Source organism: Kordiimonas pumila (assembly GCF_015240255.1).
In the GTDB taxonomy this organism is placed as follows: domain Bacteria; phylum Pseudomonadota; class Alphaproteobacteria; order Sphingomonadales; family Kordiimonadaceae; genus Kordiimonas; species Kordiimonas pumila.
Window position 1 is genome coordinate 2,204,485 of record NZ_CP061205.1, and the last position, 16,148, is coordinate 2,220,632.

Here is a 16,148-nt window from a genome sequence, read left to right on the forward strand (position 1 = left end):
GCAACAGCTATGGCTGGACTTGTTTCACTGTTGAATAAAGCGGCTTTAAAGAAAATAGCTTGTATATTGACATGAAATCATAAATGTGATCACTTTACCGAATGAGATGTAAAAGCCGTTGTTGCAGAGGCTGAAAACTTGTATCTGATTCGGTAGTTAGGATTTGGCCGAACTGTTAAATTAAATGGATGTATTATGATTTTGCAAGATCAGTCCTTGTTGAAGGATAAGGCTTATATTAATGGCGAGTGGGTAGGCGGCGACGCCCTGTTTGATGTTAAAAACCCAGCAACAGGCGAGGTAATTATTCAACTGCCTGATTTGGCCCGGGCAGCAACAAAAACAGCTATTGATGCAGCAGAGGCGGCGCAGGTAAAGTGGCGTTCTCTGGTTGCAAAGGAGCGATCAGCTATATTAAAGCGCTGGTATGACCTGATTATGGCTGCTCAGGACGATTTGGCAAAGATTTTGACGCTGGAAATGGGCAAGCCTTTGGCGGAAGCAAAAGGCGAAGTTGCTTATGGCGCCAGCTTTATCGAGTGGTTTGCTGAAGAAGGCAAGCGTGTTTACGGGGATGTCATTCCGCAGCAGCAGGGTGATAAACGGCTTTTGGTGCTGAAGCAGCCTATTGGTGTGGTTGCGGCTATTACGCCGTGGAATTTCCCTAATGCTATGATTACACGCAAAGTAGCGCCAGCGCTTGCTGTTGGTTGCAGTGTTGTTGTGAAACCTGCAGCAGAAACACCGCTTTCAGCACTTGCGCTGGCAGCTCTAGCGGAAAAGGCAGGTATTCCAGCGGGTGTGCTGAACGTGGTTGTGGGCACGAATTCGCGTGAAATAGGCGGCGAGCTATGCGAGAATCCGAAAGTACGCAAGTTGACTTTCACTGGGTCAACAGGCGTGGGCCGTATTCTTATGCGCCAATGCTCTGATGATATTAAGAAAGTTTCGCTCGAGCTTGGTGGTAATGCGCCCTTTATCGTTTTTGATGATGCAGATATTGATGCGGCGGTTGAGGGTGCAATGGCTTCCAAATACCGCAACTCTGGGCAGACATGTGTATGCGCAAACCGGCTTTATGTGCAGGCTGGTGTCTACGAAGCTTTCCTCGAGAAATTTACCGCAGCCGTTCGTAAGCTGAAGGTTGGTAATGGTATGGACGAAGGGGTGGTGCAAGGCCCGCTTATTAACGAAAAAGCCCTTGATAAGGTTGAAGAACATATTGCTGACGCGCTTGAAAAAGGTGGCACAATTATCGAAGGCGGCAAACGTCACAGCCTTGGGGGTAGTTTCTTTGAGCCAACTATTATTCGTGATGTGACACAGAATATGAAAGTTTCAAAAGAAGAAACTTTTGGACCTCTTGCGCCGGTTTTCAAATTTGAAAATGAAGCTGATGTTGTCGCTATGGCAAACGATACCGAATTTGGCTTGGCATCTTACTTTTATGCACGTGACCTGTCACGTGTGTGGCGTGTGGCCGAGGCGCTTGAATATGGCATGGTTGGTATCAATACCGGTATTCTGTCAACCGAAGTTGCGCCGTTTGGTGGCGTTAAACAATCAGGCTTGGGGCGAGAAGGTTCCAAGTACGGGATAGATGATTATCTCGAAATGAAATATTTGTGTATGGCTGGTATATAGTATGTCTTTTGATCGTGAAGTAGAGGTTTTTCTGGGTAATCACCCCGATCTGGAAATGATTGAGGTTTTCTTGACTGATGTTAATGGTGTTTGCCGTGGTAAACAGCTGCCTGCTGATGCTTTGAAAAAGGTTGCGAAGAACAGCATCTACTTCCCGATCACTATTCCTTTTCTGACAACGAATGGTACGAACCCGGAAGCTGTTGTTGAGGAATATTGTGCAGACCCTGACAGGGCCTGCCACCCGGTTGAGGGGTCTTTGCAGCTTATGCCGTGGGCAACTAAAAAAACGGCTCAGGTTTTGATCTCGATGAAAGACACTGACGGTGGACCTATGTTTTTTGATCCTCGTCATGTGCTCGATAAAATTTTGTCATATTACCGCGCTGACGAACTGCGGCCGGTTATTGCGCTTGAGTATGAGTTTTTTCTGTTTACGGCAGGCAGTGTGCCGCCAGTGGCTATTTCACCTGTGAATGGTATGGTGCAGGCCAACGGCGCAAATAGCTATAACATGGATACATTCTATGATTATGAGCTGTTGCTACAGGAAATAAACGAAGCCTGCTCTAGTCAAGGTATTGATATAACAGGGGTAATATCAGAGTATGGTGACGGCCAATTCGAGGTCAATTTAAACCATACCGAGAATGTTTTACAGGCATGTGATCATGCCATGATGGTGAAACGTGCTGTGCGCGGTGTGGCCCGTAAGCACGGTATGCTTGCAAGCTTTATGGCAAAACCTTTCACGGGCGATGTTGGGAGCGGGTTGCATGCCCATGTTAGTATCCTGAATAAAGACGGCAAAAATATTTTTGGCCTTCCTGACGGCGAGCAAAAGTTACAGGACGCTATTGGGGGGCTTTTGGAAACAATGCCGGATTCAACAGCTTTTTTTGCGCCAAACGCCAATAGCTACCGCCGGTTTGATCCACTATCGTATGCGCCGATTGTACCTAATTGGGGTGAAAATAACCGCCGGCTTTCTGTCCGTATTCCTATGTCTGACGGTGAAAATAGACGCTTTGAGCACCGGGTTAGCGGCGCTGATGGGTGCCCGCACTTGGTTGCGGCCAGTATCTTGGCTGGTGCTCACTATGGGATGAAAAACAAGATTGACCCAGGCAAACCGCTCGGTGAATTTGATAATGTAAGCCACGTGAATGTTTTACCCAGCCGGTGGCGTATTGCGCTTGACCGCCTTGCGGCGAGCAACGTGATGAGGCAGTATCTGGGGAATGATTTTGTTGACCTTTATTTGAAAGTTAAAGGCAGCGAAGAAGAAGAGTTCCATAGGGCTGTAACCAGCGTGGACTATGAGCAATATTTGCGTATCCTTTAATAATTTAACAGCGGTGGACTTACTATTATGCGTATACGCGACAGAATTCATACGGACAGGTTACCGCCGTCATATTACACGGCATCCTGTAATGACCTCGCTCCGTTTCAGCGCCTTGAGGGGACTGAAAAAGCAGACGTGTGTATTATTGGCGGTGGCTTTACAGGTGTTGCAGCAGCAGTTGAACTGGCTGAGCGCGGTGTGGATGTTATATTGCTTGAACAAAACCAGATTGGCTGGGGTGCAAGCGGTCGCAACGGCGGGCAAGTTCTTGGCGGGTATGGACCAGAGCTTGACGAATTTGACAAATATACAGCTGTTTACGGTCAGGATAATGCTCGTACTGCATGGGAAATGGCTAATGAAACTACGGATATAATCCGTGACCGCGTTGCTAAATATAAAATTAAATGTGATTTGGAATGGGGCTATTTTGATGCCGCGATGAAATCCAGTGAAATGAAAGAACTGGAAGAGAAGCAGCATGTTCTTTCCAAGCTTGGCTATAAACATGAGATGCAGTTTGTTGGTAAAGACCAAATTCACAATGTTGTTGGTTCAGAGCGTTTTATTGGTGGTTTGGTAAACATGGGGTGGGGGCAGTGCCATCCCTTGAACCTTGTGCGCGGTGAGGCGCGGGCTGCGCAAAAGCTGGGCGCAAAAATTTATGAAGACGCACGTGTTAGCAAGCTGGTTTATGGTGATAAGGTAACGGTTGATACGGATCAGGGTAAAGTTATTGCTAATAAGGTTATTCTGGCAGGCAACGCATATTTAGGCCAATTAGTACCTAAACTTGATGCCCGCATCTTGCCGTGTGGCAGTTATGTTATTGCAACAGAACCTTTGGACAAAGCGCTAGCGGATAAAATTATGCCCAAACGCTATGCTGTCTGTGATCAACGTTGGGCGCTTGATTATTTTCGTATGTCGGCAGACGACAGATTGTTGTTTGGTGGGCTTGCAACATATACAGGTATTCACCCACGTGATCTGGTGAAAGCTATTAGGCCTTTGATGCTACGGGTATTTCCTGAACTGAAAGATACTAAGATCGACTATACGTGGGGTGGGTACATTGGCATTGGCCTAAACCGGATACCACAAGTTGGTAAAGTGGATGATAACGTTTATTTCGCTCAAGCCTATTCTGGACACGGCGTAGCCGCCACGCATTTATCTGCGCGGGTGATTGCGGAGGCAATTATGGGGGATACGTCACGGTTTGATATTATAGCTCATGTTAAACATCCACCATTCCCCGGTGGACGGTTGCTGCGCAAACCTGCGCAAGCAGTAGGGATGGCATACTATAGAATGTTAGATACACTGAAACGATAAGGGCAAAGAATGGCAGTTGTCAGGCAATCAAAAAGTAAGGGACGGGGCCCAGAGCCGCGAGCCTTTACTGACGCCGACGCCCAAAAGTTCCTGAAGCGCGGCTATGAAGCCATGCATGCTAAAAACTTTGAAGAAGCGGGAAACTGCTCTGTTTTGGTGCTAAAATATAGGCCCAAAGAGATTGGCGCACACTTCTTGATTGGCTTGGTGTCGGCTGAAATGGCCAAGTGGCCTATGGCGCGGCAAGCGTTTCAAAATGTGGTATCGCTCGATGAAAAGCATGCGGCGGGCTGGGCGCAGCTTGCCAGATCATTTGTTATTTTAGGCCAGTATGCTAACGCTGAAAAAGCTCTTTCATCTGTTGTTGAACTGAAACCGACAGACCCCTTGGTTCAGGATGTTATTGGCACTGTTTTTAGCTTGATAGGGGACCAGAATCAGGCGCTTTTCTGGTACGATAAGGCCTGTAATGTGTCGCAAAACCCATTGTTTGAATTAAGCCGGGCCAAGGCATACACCTTTTTGGGGCGCTTGAAAGAAGCAGAAGCATCATTGCATATTGTGTTAAAGGCGAATGCGGATGCTGCACAAGCACACTGGATGTTGTCCCGTGTACAAAAAACTATTGATACAAACCATATTGCACAAATGGAAAAGCTATCTGCGGCTACCCCGGCTAATAGCCCTTCACAGCCCTTTTTGAAGTATGCAATTGCTAAAGAATATGAAGACTTGGGCGACTGGAAAAATGCTTTTCATGCTTATGAGGCGGGTGCTGCTGCGCGAAGGCGTGAAGTTACTTTTGATGAAGCCGCCGAGGAGCGCCTGTTTGCGGCGCTAAAAGAAACCTATACAAAAACCTGGTTCGAAAGCCTGCCTGAAGGCAGCGATGACAGATCGCCTATTTTTGTAATTGGTCAACCAAGGACGGGTACGACCCTTATAGAGCGCATTATGACCGCACATAGTGACGTGCATTCTGCGGGTGAATTGCAGCAATTTGGAATGGCAATCAAGCGTGTGACGGAAGTAGTCTCTCCGGGGCCTGTGCAGGCAGAGGCCATTATAAAATCGCAGAGCATTGATTTAAAAAAGCTTGCTGCAATGTATTTGAATACCACAAAAAACATGCGCGGCGAAAGCCCTAGGTTTGTGGACAAGATGCCGGTTAACTACCTTTATGCACCATTGATTGCGGCGGCATTTCCCAATGCAAAAATAATACATGTTGTGCGTGATCCGATGGATAGTTGTTTTGCGAGTTATAAACAGCTTTTTGCTGACGCTTATTATCACTCCTATGATCAGGAAGAGATGGCACGCCATCATGCCCGCTACCGAGACTTGATGCAGCACTGGCATGAAGTGTTGGGTGATAGAATTTTGGATGTGCATTATGAAGATGTTGTCCAGAATACAAAAGAAAATGCAGAGCGGATCATGCAGTATCTGGAGCTAGACTGGCAGGATGAAGTTTTGGATTTTCATACCCAAAAAAGCGCAGTTACAACGGCGAGCGCGGCACAGGTGCGTGAAAAAGCGCACACAAGGTCAGTTGGGCGTTGGCGTGAATTTGATGTATTTTTGCAGCCAATGAAAAAAACCTTAAAGCAAAGAGGCTTATTTAACGAATAATCAATTCCGAGACTGAACGTAACGGCTATATTGTTCCTATAGTCACTATCTTTTTATATTGGATCAAATGATATCAAGGTGGATGAAAACTACCCAAATCAAGTGGAGGAAATAAAATGGATACGATAAAATTACGTCGCCGCAGTCACCTCATTATGGGGGCATCACTAACAGCACTTGTAGCGGCAGGTGGAGTATCAGCACAGCAAAGCGCTGACACACGGGGTATAGAAGAAGTGGTTGTTACCGCGCAAAAACGGGTTCAGTCTGTACAGGACGTGCCAGTTTCCATGTCTGCATTTGATAGTAGCTTCACTAAACGCGTTAATCTTGATGATGTAAAAGACCTAGTAAAATTTACCCCAGGCTTCGCTGGTAACAGTAAAGACAGTTTTATTGATTATATTAACATCAGGGGTATCTCGACAAACGACTTTGGTGTTGGTGGTGACCCATCAGTTGGTTTCTTTAAAAATGGTTTATATCAAGGCCGTAACGGTGTTGTAGTTTCTTCCATGTTTGATATGGAACGCGCTGAAGTGCTGCGTGGGCCACAAGGTTTTCTGTTTGGCCGTAATGCGATTAGCGGCGCTATCAGCCTTTATACTGCAAAGCCAGATTTTGAAAACGGCAAGGCCTATGTTGAAGTAGGGTTTGGCGAACGCGGTATTCTGGAAGCAGAGGCAATGGTTAATGTGCCTGTGAATGAGAATTTTGCACTGCGTATCGCTGGCTACCACAGTGAAGAAGATGGTTATGTTTATAACTATGCCCGGCCGAATGATGATGACCTTGTTGCACACAATAAAGATGCCTTCCGGGTAACAGCAGCACTGCGCGGCGAAAGCTGGGATGCAAATCTGGTTGTAGAATATGAAGACAGGGACCAAAGCGGTTCTATTTACCGTGCTATTACAGGCAATGATCAGTATGATTTTCTTGTCGATAATGTTGACGGTGCTTCACAGCGCGGTGGCCTGCGTGATCTAGACAGCGATGCCAGCCTTGGCAACTTTGACAGGGGTGAGATTTTATCATTAATGGCCGAAATTAACTGGGATCTGGGTTTTGCGACCTTAACATCTCTCACAGGTTATAAAGACCATAACTACCAGTATGCTGAAGATTTTGATGCGATGCCGTACGGCGCCAATGATTATGCGCAAGATCAGGAAGGCGATTATTTCGAGCAAGAGCTACGTCTTGTTAGCCAAGGCGATGGGCCGCTCAGTTGGTATGCCGGTGTTTCCTATTATAAAGAGAACATCACAGCCCGTTTTGATGAGCGTGCTGACGAAGAGGTTATGTGTCAGTCCTATTATTATTATAGCTGTTCAGACCTGTTTGCTTATTGGGGCTATGCAGACTTTACCCCTTCAGACGTCGGCCTGCTTGAAAGCAATATTGATACAGGCGAATACAAAGGCTGGGGTGCCTATGTTGATCTTACATATGCCGTATCTGAGAAGTTCGAAATCGGTGTTGGTATGCGCTACACAAAAGACACCAAGAACTTTGGTATAAGCATTCTGCCTGTTGAAAGCGAGTTGGGGCCATTTTACATCTTTGGTGTCACAACGGACGGCTTTGATTACGGCAAGCAATCATGGGATGCCTTTACACCGCGTTTTGTGGCGCGCTATATGCCGAATGATGACTGGACACTCTACGCCAGTGTTACAAAAGGTTATAAATCAGGCGGGTTTGGTAGTTTCGCCATCGAAGACCCTAATGACAGTGTGACGGATGATCTGGTTGTGATCGACGGTGTGCCAAACGCTTTTGACCCCGAAACCGTATGGTCATATGAAGTTGGTGCGAAAACAGACCTGTTTGATAGCAGGCTACGCCTTGATATGAATGCTTATTACTACAAGTATAAAGACTTGCAGCTTTCATACTTTGATAACGGCGCTCGTGTTGGCAATATTGGTAAAGCCAAAGCCTTTGGTATTGAAACATCTGCTCAGGCTGTGTTGAGCCAAAACTTTGACCTCTATATCGTAGGTTCATACATCAATAACGAAGTGAATGATGCCAATGATATTGAACCGGGCAGCGACGGTAATGAACTGCCGGGCACACCTAAATGGACTACAGCTGGCGTTCTGAGCTACCACCAAGAAGCAGGCAACGGTGAAATCAATGCATCCGCTGAATATCGTACACAGTCTGGTACCTATGCGGGCCTCGGAAACCTTGTAGATTCTCGCAACCCGGGTTGGACAGATGTGTCCCTGCGGCTTGGTTATGAAAGCTTTAATGGCTGGGCAGTGACGGCTTATGTGGAAAACTTGTTTGATGAAATCTATTTTGATGGTTCAAATGACGGCGCAGGCCCAATCCCTCACAAATATTTCGGCGTTAGCCGCCCAAGAACATTTGGTGTGAAACTATCTTATCGTTTCGGCGATTAAGAACTTCATCCCAGACTGAAGTGTAAATTAGTAACAAAAGAGAGGTAGCAATACCTCTCTTAACATATGAGGTGTGCCATGACAGATCGTGGCTTGAATAAAAACGACAAGATGGGCGCTTACTGGATGCCCTTTACACCAAACAAAGCTTTTAAGGCTGCTCCGCGCATGCTTGAAAGTGCAGATGGGCTGTATGTTACCACAACGGAAGGCCGCAAAATATTTGACGGGTCTTCAGGGCTGTGGTGTTCGGCCCTTGGGCATAACCACCCTAAGGTGACAGAAGCTATTCGCGCTCAGGCAGGCAAGCTTGACTATTCCACAGCTTTCCAGTTTGGCCATCCACAGGCTTTTGAACTGGCTGAAATACTGGCTGAAACATTGCCGGGTGGTTTGAACCATTTATTTTTCACGAATAGCGGCTCTGAATCAGTTGATACTGCGCTTAAAATTGCCCTTGGTTATCACCGTATTCGCGGTGAAGGGCAGCGTACGCGTTTTATTGGGCGCTTTAATGGGTATCACGGCGTTGGTTTTGGCGGTATCTCTGTTGGGGGTATGGTTAATAATCGCAAGTATTTTGGGGCTCAGTTGCCGGGCGTTGATCATATGCCGTTTCCCTATGATGCATCCATGCATAACAGTTTTGGCCAGCCTGAGAGTGGCGCACAGTATGCTGATGAACTAGAAACGATAATTGCGCTCCATGATGCCAGCACAATTGCTGCCGTTATTGTAGAGCCTGTTGTTGGTTCTGCTGGTGTTTATGTGCCACCAAAAGGCTATTTGAAGCGCCTGCGCGAAATTACTAAAAAGCACGGTATTTTGCTTATATTTGATGAGGTAATTACGGCATTTGGCAGGCTTGGCTATGCTTCTGCTTCTGAACGGTTTGGCGTTGAGCCGGACCTGATGACAATGGCGAAAGCCCTAACAAACGGTGCTGTGCCAATGGGGGCTGTTGCTGCTCAGTCTGCAATCTATAATACATATATGGATGGTGTTGAGGGTGTTGAGCTGTTCCACGGTTATACTTACTCTGCACATCCGCTTGCTGTGGCTGCAGCACTCGCTGCGCAAAGGGCCTACAAGGAAGAGGGCATCTACGAAAATGTGCGCGAAAACGAGCAGTATTTCGGTGAGGCCATTCATGCGCTAAAGGATGCACACAGCTCTATCACTGACGTCAGGAATATTGGCTATATGAGCGCTTTGACTCATAGCAGAATTAACGATGTACCTATGTCGCGTTCTTCAAAAATATTCCAGCGTGCTTATGAAAATGGGCTTAAGGTTCGTGTGAGCGGTGATACAATCGCAATTGCACCGCCACTGATTACAAAGCGACGTGATATTGACTTAATCACTGATATGATGGTTAAAACCATTAAAGAGGTTGATTAAAGTATAGTGTTTAGAGTGAAGCATCTTGGTTAGAAAAAAAGTCAAAAAGCTGATGCCAGCGTCCCGAATTGGGCGCACTATTGCAGGCGTTTTACTGATAATAGGGGGTATATTTGGCTTTGTTCCTGTTTTAGGTTTCTGGATGCTTCCTCTTGGCGTGGTTGTTTTGTCTGTTGATTTTCCATCGGTGAGGCGGTTTCGCCGGAAATGTGAAATAAAGATTGGCCGTTGGTGGCAGGCGAGAAAAAAACAAAAGAACGCTAAAAATATCAGTTAAAACTTGGCCAATAGCATCGGCTGAGGTATAGATTTTTCAAAATTGGTTTCAGTGTGTGAAGAAGGGAGCATTTTGATGGATATTGATGATCAAAAGCAGACATATAGTGGGTTTATAAAGTACTCAACACGGTCTTTGGTTGCTATCGTTGTTGTTATGTTGCTGTTGGCCGCATTTGTTGCCTAAAACCTATATACTGTAGGATGCATAAAAAAAGCGGCTTTTAGCCGCTTTTTACATTTAGGACGTAAAATATCTTAGTGTTTTGCAAATGCTCTAAGCTGATATTGCCCGGCTTTTAGTTCTTCAAAGAGAGCTGGCACTTCAGGATGGTTCACGGGCTCGTCTGAATGGTCAGGCAGCAGGTTTTGCTGCGACACATAGGCCTCATAGCTAGAGTCGTCATTTTCTGCAAATAAATGATAAAAAGGCTGTTCCTTTGCAGGCCTTATTTCTGCGGGGATAGATTCCCACCATTCTTCAGAGTTGGCAAACTCGGCATCCACATCAAAGATTACACCTCTGAATGAAAAAAGTCGGTGTTTCACAACTTGCCCAATTGTAAAAAGCGGGCTTTTGCAAATGTTGGGTGAATCTGACATCTAAACTATACTCCTTAACACCTGCGTGAAATAGGCGTCCTCATGGCTTTTGTCAACTAAAGCAAAGAGGGGGGCATTTTTAAACTTGTATCTTTTAAGGCTGATTTGAGCTCATATTTTTCAACAAGTAGCTTTTACAAAGGTTTAGGGCGGGGCAGCAAATACAGCCGTGTTACAAAATGGTCATTAATTTGACACATGTTTGACCTGAGATGACTGTAAATAGGGAACTATGACGCCTATAATGACAGAAATGGATAGAAAAAAGATGAGTCACGTAATCGATTCTGATGGCTTGCGCCGTCTTGTTAAGCTTGAGCTTTCCCGCCTACTACCCGGCACAAGAGAAGAAGCACAACGCCTAATGCGCGGCAGAGTTGGTGCTTACGACAGAGATGGTACTATCATTGAAGCTGGTATTAACAGCTACTTCTCTACACGCGCCACTCGCAACTAGCTTACAATGCCAGTGTCGTATCCGAGGAACGGTTACGACAGGGCATTGAGGTGCCTTTAGTGCTTGTGGTCGGGTTCCAGCAACCGGTGCAAGTGAACCACCACATACTTGGTCATAGCATCATCAACATTGGCCTGACTAACACTGCGCCATGCGCTTTGTGCTTCAGCATAGCTGGGGTATATCCCAACAATATCAAGCTTTTTCAGATCACTAAACTCAAGGGTTTGTGGGTCTGTTACTTGTCCGCCAAACACAAGATGAAGAAGCTGTTCTTCCGCCATATAAATAGCCCCTTTGAAAAATGTAAATGTTTGAATAGTGTTACTATATATATCGTAACAATAACACCCCGGAGTATACAATGAATCAGCAAATGGGCGATACATTTCTTATATCTATCATTGGCCGCGACAAGGTTGGCGTCGTTTCTGCCGTATCGAATTATTTGTTTGAGGCAGGTGCGAATCTGGCTGACTGTGCGTTTGCAGTATTAGGTGAAGGGTTTGAGTTTTCCTGTGTGGCTGAATTTACGGCAGAAATGGAACAGGAAGAACTGGAGACCGGGCTTAATGATCTTGAGCTGCTAGACGGCGCCCGTATTACTGTAAGCAAGTTTCCTTTTAAATTGCTGCGGGGGGACAGCGGGACGATAACACATGTGGTTGAAATTTCTGGTGGTGACAGGCCCGGCCTTGTTGCCCGTATGAGCGAGGTTCTGGTCGATTACGGCGCTAACATCGTAAGGATGAGCAGTCGGCGTGTCACATCTGTTGGTGGTGGTTTTGATTACAGAACCCGTTTTGCCATTAATGTTGCTGAGCCTATTACGGGTATTGAAGCTGCCCTCTATAATACAGCGGGCAGCCTCAGGCTTGAATGTAGTTTTGAAAAGGTCTGATATAATCAGGGTTTAAGAGGATTGCTCTTTTAGCCAGCTTATTAAACCCTCAATACCCACTTCAGAAATTTTTGAAGAAAACACATCACGGTTTGTGATCATCAGGTTAATGCCTTCAAACTCAAGGTTCACCACTTGAAACTTACCGGCAGATTTGCGAACGCGCCAGTCTGCAAGGATTGGCTGGCCTTCTTCACGCTTTACTTCAGTACGCACAAATATATGACCATTTTTGCCGGAAGCCGCTTTTGTTCCAGTAATATCCAGCGTTTTGAAGCCAACTTGTTGCATACGTTTGTCAAACTCAGCCACAATGAAATCACGCATGGCAGCCATATAGCGGGTACGCTGTTCAGTTGTAATTGTGCGGTAATGACGCCCAAGCATACCTCTTGCCAGCAGGTCTATATCAGTTGCTTCTTCAAATATGTGGCGGAAAGAAGCTTTTCTCTCGTCTTCAGTAAGCTTGCTATCACTCCAGACATTAACAGTTTCATCTGCAATCTGGCGGATAAAGTCCATTGCCCCACGCGGGTCATCAACAGCTTGGTCTTGTGCAGAAGCTGGCACCGCGGTCCAAAATGCCAGTAGCAGAATTGTCAGTATCTTTTTCATAGCTATCCTCGTGAAGATTAATTTATTCTTCTTCGTCCTTTGATACAGTGGCCATACGTAAATATGCAATCAAATCCTTGCGATTTTGTTCACTGCGCATACCAGCATATGGCATTTTGTTGCCGGGCAGAAAGGCATTTGGCTTTGTGAGCCACTCGTTAAGGTGTTCTTCTGTCCACTTAAAATCCGCATCTTGCAGGGCTTTTGAGTAGGTGAAGCCAGATTTTGCACCAGCCTGGCGGCCAAAAATATTATTAAGATCTGGGCCAAGCCGAGGCCGGTCAGTTTCTGTCAGGCTATGACAGGCCTTGCATTGGTTATAAAGCCGTTTTCCAGTCTCTGCATTGCCAGTTCCGGTTGATGCAGCATGAGACATCTGGAAAGTAACCGGTGCTGCTAATATGGCAATGGCAGCTAGATAAACATATTTTTTCAAAGGCATAAAAATCTTCATACTTAGTATTTAAACAAAAGGCCAATAGTGCGGTGACTATAAAACCACCCAACTATTGGCCAATGTTACTTAATGACGCATGAACAAAATACAAGTGCGTGTTTTGTTATGACCCTTTGTAGGGTTTTATTTCGCCAGACTTTATCCGGCTGAAATAGCTGTCGAGCATGCCGCGCACTTCTTTCCGCAGAAGGAAAAGCCCAATAATGTTAGGGAAACCCATTGCGAGCAGTAAGGCGTCGGCCAAGTCCATTACAGACCCAAGAGACATTGCCGAACCAATAACAAGAATGCTTAAGTACGACATTTTAAACAGGAAGTCTGCCTTGGCATTATTACCAAACAGCCAGAGGAAAGAGCGCTGGCCATAATAAAACCACGTGATCGATGTTGAAAAGGCAAACAGGATCACGGCTATTGTCAACACATACGGGAACCAGTCGATAACCGTTGAGAAGGCTTTTGACGTTAGGGCAATACCTGCTGCTGTACCTGCTGCACTTGGGTCGATTGAGCCAGTTAAGATAATAACAAGGGCTGTAATCGTGCAGATAACAACCGTATCAATGAAAGGCTCGAGCAGGGCAACAAGGCCTTCTGAAACCGGCTCTTTTGTTTTTGCGGCTGAGTGTGCGATAGACGCTGAACCAAGGCCCGCTTCATTTGAAAAGGTTGCCCGACGAAGCCCTTGAATGAGAACACCGATAACGCCGCCTTGTGCGCCTTCTGCTGTGAACGCGCCAGAAATAATATGACCAAATGCAGATGGCAGCATATCAATGTGGCTAATAATAATAACCATGGATGCTGCAATATAAATGAACGCCATAATAGGGACGAGGAACTCGGTAACGTGGGTGATCTTACGGATGCCACCAACAATAACAAGGCCAACTATTAAGGCAAACACTACACCAAAAAGCCAGCTTTTACCTAGAAAGAAACTGGCATCGCCGCCAGTTAAGGCAACAATTTCGTTTGTGAACTGTGTGGCGGACTGGTTAACCTGAAACATAGCGCCAGCACCGTAAGCACCGCCAATGCAGAATACAGCAGCTATAACGGCCAGCACTTTGCCGAGGTTAGGTAAGCCTATGTTAGCAAGCCCTTTTGATAAATAGTGCATTGGCCCGCCAGAAACGACACCGTTTTCGTCAATCTCGCGGTATTTAAGGCCAAGGGTGCATTCAACAAATTTGCTTGTCATGCCAAATAGGCCGGCCAAAATCATCCAGAAAGTGGCGCCGGGGCCACCTACAGAAACCGCAATAGCAACACCTGCGATATTTCCTAGGCCAACAGTACCAGAGACCGCAGCAGTCAAGGCTTGGAAGTGGGTCACTTCACCTGGGTCGTTCGGGTCATCATATGTGCCTTTTACAATGCGGATGGACTGCATAAAACCGCGAATGTTTGGAAAGCCCATATAAAAACTGAAAAATACAGCGCCGCCAAATAACCAAATAACAATTAGGGGCAGGTCAGGGGCACCAGCAAAGAGCCAGTCCATTGGGATGCCCACAAATATAATGGTAGAGATCAGGTTACTAATAGGTAACATGAAGTTGTTTACAGTTTCAGCAACACTGCCATCGGCAGCATATAAAGACTGAGAAAATAACATTAATGGCGCGATGAATGCCCATAGGCGCTTCATAAGACGGCCCCCCTTTTTTATTTATACCAGTGCATAGAATCTTATTCTATGCGTGATTACATATGCCCCCATATGCTCTTTGCTCGTTGATGCTATCTATTAATAGTCTTGTTCTCAACGAAAACATAATCTGCTATATAGAAGGTGTAAGCGATATATAAAAAGCGTTTTTTCTTTTAACGCGTAATTAACCTGTTTAAAATATGGTTTAGATGGTAATTTTTTGTTTTGGGGAAGGGCGTTGTCAGAAGATATGACACTTTCAAGTGCAGATGTAGCAAAGTTGCTTCAGGATCCGAGCGGTGCGAACCGTGCGACGGCTGCAAAGAAAATTGCGGCTAACTTCGATAGCAGCAAGCTAACAGATGCAGAACGCGATATTGCCGAGAGTATCTTTCGCCATATGCTGAAGGATGCTGAAGTAAGGGTGCGTCATGCACTTGCGGATAGCCTGAAAGATAACCCGGATGTTCCCCATGATGTTGCGGCGACATTAGCACGCGATGTTGATGAGGTTGCCATTCCCCTTATCGAGCGTTCGATTGTCCTGACCGATGAGGATTTGGTCGACATTATCCAAACACGAGGAACAGAAGCGCAAAAAGCTGTTGCTGGGCGCGCAACTGTTTCTGCGAAGCTCGCTGATGTTCTCGTTGAAAAAGGCGATGAGCAGGTTGTTGCTAAGCTGGTTAGCAATGAAGGCGCAGACATTAGCGATGGAACATTTTCAAAAGTTCTGGATAAATTCGGCGACAGTGAAATTGTACAGACGCCTTTAGCGCACAGAGACCATATACCGATCGGTGTTGCCGAGCGTTTGGTAACGCTGGTTTCAGAACAACTGCGTGACCACATTATGATGCATCATGAAGTTTCACCTGCAACAGCAAGCGATCTATTGCTTGAAAGCCGTGAAAAAGCAACGGTTTCTCTTGTTGAGGGTGAAAGCCGCAAAACTGTAGAAGACCTTGTTGACCAACTCTATGCCAGTAAGCGTCTGACACCAACCCTTATGCTGCGTGCCCTTTGCATGGGGGATACAACATTCTTTGAAGTTGCTCTGGCCAAGAAAGTTGGCATACCCGTTTTGAACGCTTACATGCTTGTTCATGATAAAGGTGACCTGGGCCTAAAGCGGCTGTTCGATGCCGCTAAAATACCGCCGCAGTTTTTGGGCATGGCCCGTGCCGCCCTGCAAGTGGCAGATGAAATGGTGCTAACCGGCGGTGATGACCGCGAACTGTTCAAGCAGCTTATGATCGAGCGGGTTTTAACCACCATCGAAGATGATGTTGATACGGATAATCTTAATTATCTCATTGGAAAATTGCAAAAAGTTGATGTGGCAGAAAGTGTGCCTGCCTAGTAGCGTATTGTTGCCGAGTATCACGACAGTAAA

The 16,148-nt window shown here is 46.0% G+C and carries 15 protein-coding genes; 10 read left to right on the forward strand and 5 right to left on the reverse strand.

Annotated elements, in window-relative coordinates; genetic code table 11:
* Positions 1–195 precede the first annotated feature (195 nt).
* The 7 genes from ICL80_RS09575 to ICL80_RS09605 all read left to right on the forward strand — a co-directional run bounded on the left by ICL80_RS09575 (position 196) and on the right by ICL80_RS09605 (position 10,249).
* Complete coding sequence (locus tag ICL80_RS09575; RefSeq protein ID WP_194211732.1) at positions 196–1,644, forward strand: NAD-dependent succinate-semialdehyde dehydrogenase; 1,449 nt, start codon at positions 196–198, stop codon at positions 1,642–1,644.
* A 1-nt stretch (position 1,645) separates the two neighbouring features.
* Entirely contained in the window at positions 1,646–2,989 is a 1,344-nt protein-coding gene (locus tag ICL80_RS09580) for a glutamine synthetase family protein (RefSeq protein WP_194211734.1), read from the forward strand.
* 27 nt (positions 2,990–3,016) lie between these two features.
* Positions 3,017–4,330, forward strand: a complete 1,314-nt coding sequence (locus tag ICL80_RS09585) for an NAD(P)/FAD-dependent oxidoreductase (RefSeq protein ID WP_194211737.1) — start codon at positions 3,017–3,019, stop codon at positions 4,328–4,330.
* 9 nt (positions 4,331–4,339) lie between these two features.
* On the forward strand, positions 4,340–5,965 hold the full coding sequence (locus tag ICL80_RS09590) for a tetratricopeptide repeat-containing sulfotransferase family protein (protein WP_194211739.1): 1,626 nt from the start codon (positions 4,340–4,342) through the stop codon (positions 5,963–5,965).
* A 116-nt stretch (positions 5,966–6,081) separates the two neighbouring features.
* A complete protein-coding gene (locus tag ICL80_RS09595; RefSeq protein ID WP_194211741.1) occupies positions 6,082–8,382 on the forward strand; it encodes a TonB-dependent receptor in 2,301 nt (766 codons plus the stop codon).
* 78 nt (positions 8,383–8,460) lie between these two features.
* Positions 8,461–9,786: an aminotransferase class III-fold pyridoxal phosphate-dependent enzyme gene (locus ICL80_RS09600; RefSeq protein WP_194211743.1), complete on the forward strand. Its 1,326-nt coding sequence runs from the start codon at positions 8,461–8,463 to the stop codon at positions 9,784–9,786.
* Positions 9,787–10,138: 352 nt separating this feature from the next.
* Positions 10,139–10,249, forward strand: coding sequence for an aa3-type cytochrome c oxidase subunit IV (locus tag ICL80_RS09605; protein WP_194211745.1), 111 nt, complete (start codon positions 10,139–10,141; stop codon positions 10,247–10,249).
* A 71-nt stretch (positions 10,250–10,320) separates the two neighbouring features.
* Here the strand turns inward: ICL80_RS09605 and hspQ are convergent, their stop codons facing one another.
* Positions 10,321–10,665 (reverse strand): heat shock protein HspQ, encoded by a 345-nt coding sequence (gene hspQ / locus ICL80_RS09610; RefSeq protein WP_194211747.1) that lies wholly within the window; start codon positions 10,663–10,665, stop codon positions 10,321–10,323.
* A 268-nt stretch (positions 10,666–10,933) separates the two neighbouring features.
* On the opposite strand from hspQ, the gene ICL80_RS09615 reads away from it, so the two are divergent.
* Positions 10,934–11,122 (forward strand): hypothetical protein, encoded by a 189-nt coding sequence (locus ICL80_RS09615; protein WP_228073395.1) that lies wholly within the window; start codon positions 10,934–10,936, stop codon positions 11,120–11,122.
* Between the two features lie 56 nt (positions 11,123–11,178).
* On the opposite strand, the gene ICL80_RS09620 is transcribed toward ICL80_RS09615, so the two are convergent.
* The gene (locus tag ICL80_RS09620; protein WP_194211751.1) at positions 11,179–11,406 is read right to left on the reverse strand and encodes a DUF4170 domain-containing protein; all 228 of its coding nucleotides are present in this window, start codon (positions 11,404–11,406) and stop codon (positions 11,179–11,181) included.
* Positions 11,407–11,486: 80 nt separating this feature from the next.
* Here ICL80_RS09620 and ICL80_RS09625 point away from each other — a divergent pair, with 80 nt between their 5' ends.
* Positions 11,487–12,023 carry a glycine cleavage system protein R gene (locus ICL80_RS09625; protein WP_194211753.1) on the forward strand — a complete coding sequence of 179 codons (537 nt, stop codon included), beginning with the start codon at positions 11,487–11,489 and terminating at the stop codon, positions 12,021–12,023.
* 12 nt (positions 12,024–12,035) lie between these two features.
* On the opposite strand, the gene ICL80_RS09630 is transcribed toward ICL80_RS09625, so the two are convergent.
* The 3 genes from ICL80_RS09630 to ICL80_RS09640 form a co-directional block, all read right to left on the reverse strand.
* A complete protein-coding gene (locus ICL80_RS09630) occupies positions 12,036–12,638 on the reverse strand; it encodes an MlaC/ttg2D family ABC transporter substrate-binding protein (protein ID WP_194211755.1) in 603 nt (200 codons plus the stop codon).
* A gap of 22 nt (positions 12,639–12,660) precedes the next feature.
* Positions 12,661–13,080: a c-type cytochrome gene (locus ICL80_RS09635; protein WP_228073396.1), complete on the reverse strand. Its 420-nt coding sequence runs from the start codon at positions 13,078–13,080 to the stop codon at positions 12,661–12,663.
* Positions 13,081–13,198: 118 nt separating this feature from the next.
* Positions 13,199–14,749 carry an alanine/glycine:cation symporter family protein gene (locus ICL80_RS09640; protein ID WP_194211758.1) on the reverse strand — a complete coding sequence of 517 codons (1,551 nt, stop codon included), beginning with the start codon at positions 14,747–14,749 and terminating at the stop codon, positions 13,199–13,201.
* A 241-nt stretch (positions 14,750–14,990) separates the two neighbouring features.
* On the opposite strand from ICL80_RS09640, the gene ICL80_RS09645 reads away from it, so the two are divergent.
* Complete coding sequence (locus tag ICL80_RS09645) at positions 14,991–16,115, forward strand: DUF2336 domain-containing protein (RefSeq protein ID WP_228073397.1); 1,125 nt, start codon at positions 14,991–14,993, stop codon at positions 16,113–16,115.
* Positions 16,116–16,148: the final 33 nt, after the last annotated feature.

Bases quoted from the DNA above. Each gene is read 5' to 3' on its own strand.
- ICL80_RS09575 (WP_194211732.1), top strand. From the start codon at position 196: ATGATTTTGCAAGATCAGTCCTTGTTGAAGGATAAGGCTTATATTAAT.
- ICL80_RS09580 (WP_194211734.1), top strand. From the start codon at position 1,646: ATGTCTTTTGATCGTGAAGTAGAGGTTTTTCTGGGTAATCACCCCGAT.
- ICL80_RS09585 (WP_194211737.1), top strand. From the start codon at position 3,017: ATGCGTATACGCGACAGAATTCATACGGACAGGTTACCGCCGTCATAT.
- ICL80_RS09590 (WP_194211739.1), top strand. From the start codon at position 4,340: ATGGCAGTTGTCAGGCAATCAAAAAGTAAGGGACGGGGCCCAGAGCCG.
- ICL80_RS09595 (WP_194211741.1), top strand. From the start codon at position 6,082: ATGGATACGATAAAATTACGTCGCCGCAGTCACCTCATTATGGGGGCA.
- ICL80_RS09600 (WP_194211743.1), top strand. From the start codon at position 8,461: ATGACAGATCGTGGCTTGAATAAAAACGACAAGATGGGCGCTTACTGG.
- ICL80_RS09605 (WP_194211745.1), top strand. From the start codon at position 10,139: ATGGATATTGATGATCAAAAGCAGACATATAGTGGGTTTATAAAGTAC.
- hspQ (WP_194211747.1), bottom strand. From the start codon at position 10,665: ATGTCAGATTCACCCAACATTTGCAAAAGCCCGCTTTTTACAATTGGG.
- ICL80_RS09615 (WP_228073395.1), top strand. From the start codon at position 10,934: ATGAGTCACGTAATCGATTCTGATGGCTTGCGCCGTCTTGTTAAGCTT.
- ICL80_RS09620 (WP_194211751.1), bottom strand. From the start codon at position 11,406: ATGGCGGAAGAACAGCTTCTTCATCTTGTGTTTGGCGGACAAGTAACA.
- ICL80_RS09625 (WP_194211753.1), top strand. From the start codon at position 11,487: ATGAATCAGCAAATGGGCGATACATTTCTTATATCTATCATTGGCCGC.
- ICL80_RS09630 (WP_194211755.1), bottom strand. From the start codon at position 12,638: ATGAAAAAGATACTGACAATTCTGCTACTGGCATTTTGGACCGCGGTG.
- ICL80_RS09635 (WP_228073396.1), bottom strand. From the start codon at position 13,080: ATGCCTTTGAAAAAATATGTTTATCTAGCTGCCATTGCCATATTAGCA.
- ICL80_RS09640 (WP_194211758.1), bottom strand. From the start codon at position 14,749: ATGAAGCGCCTATGGGCATTCATCGCGCCATTAATGTTATTTTCTCAG.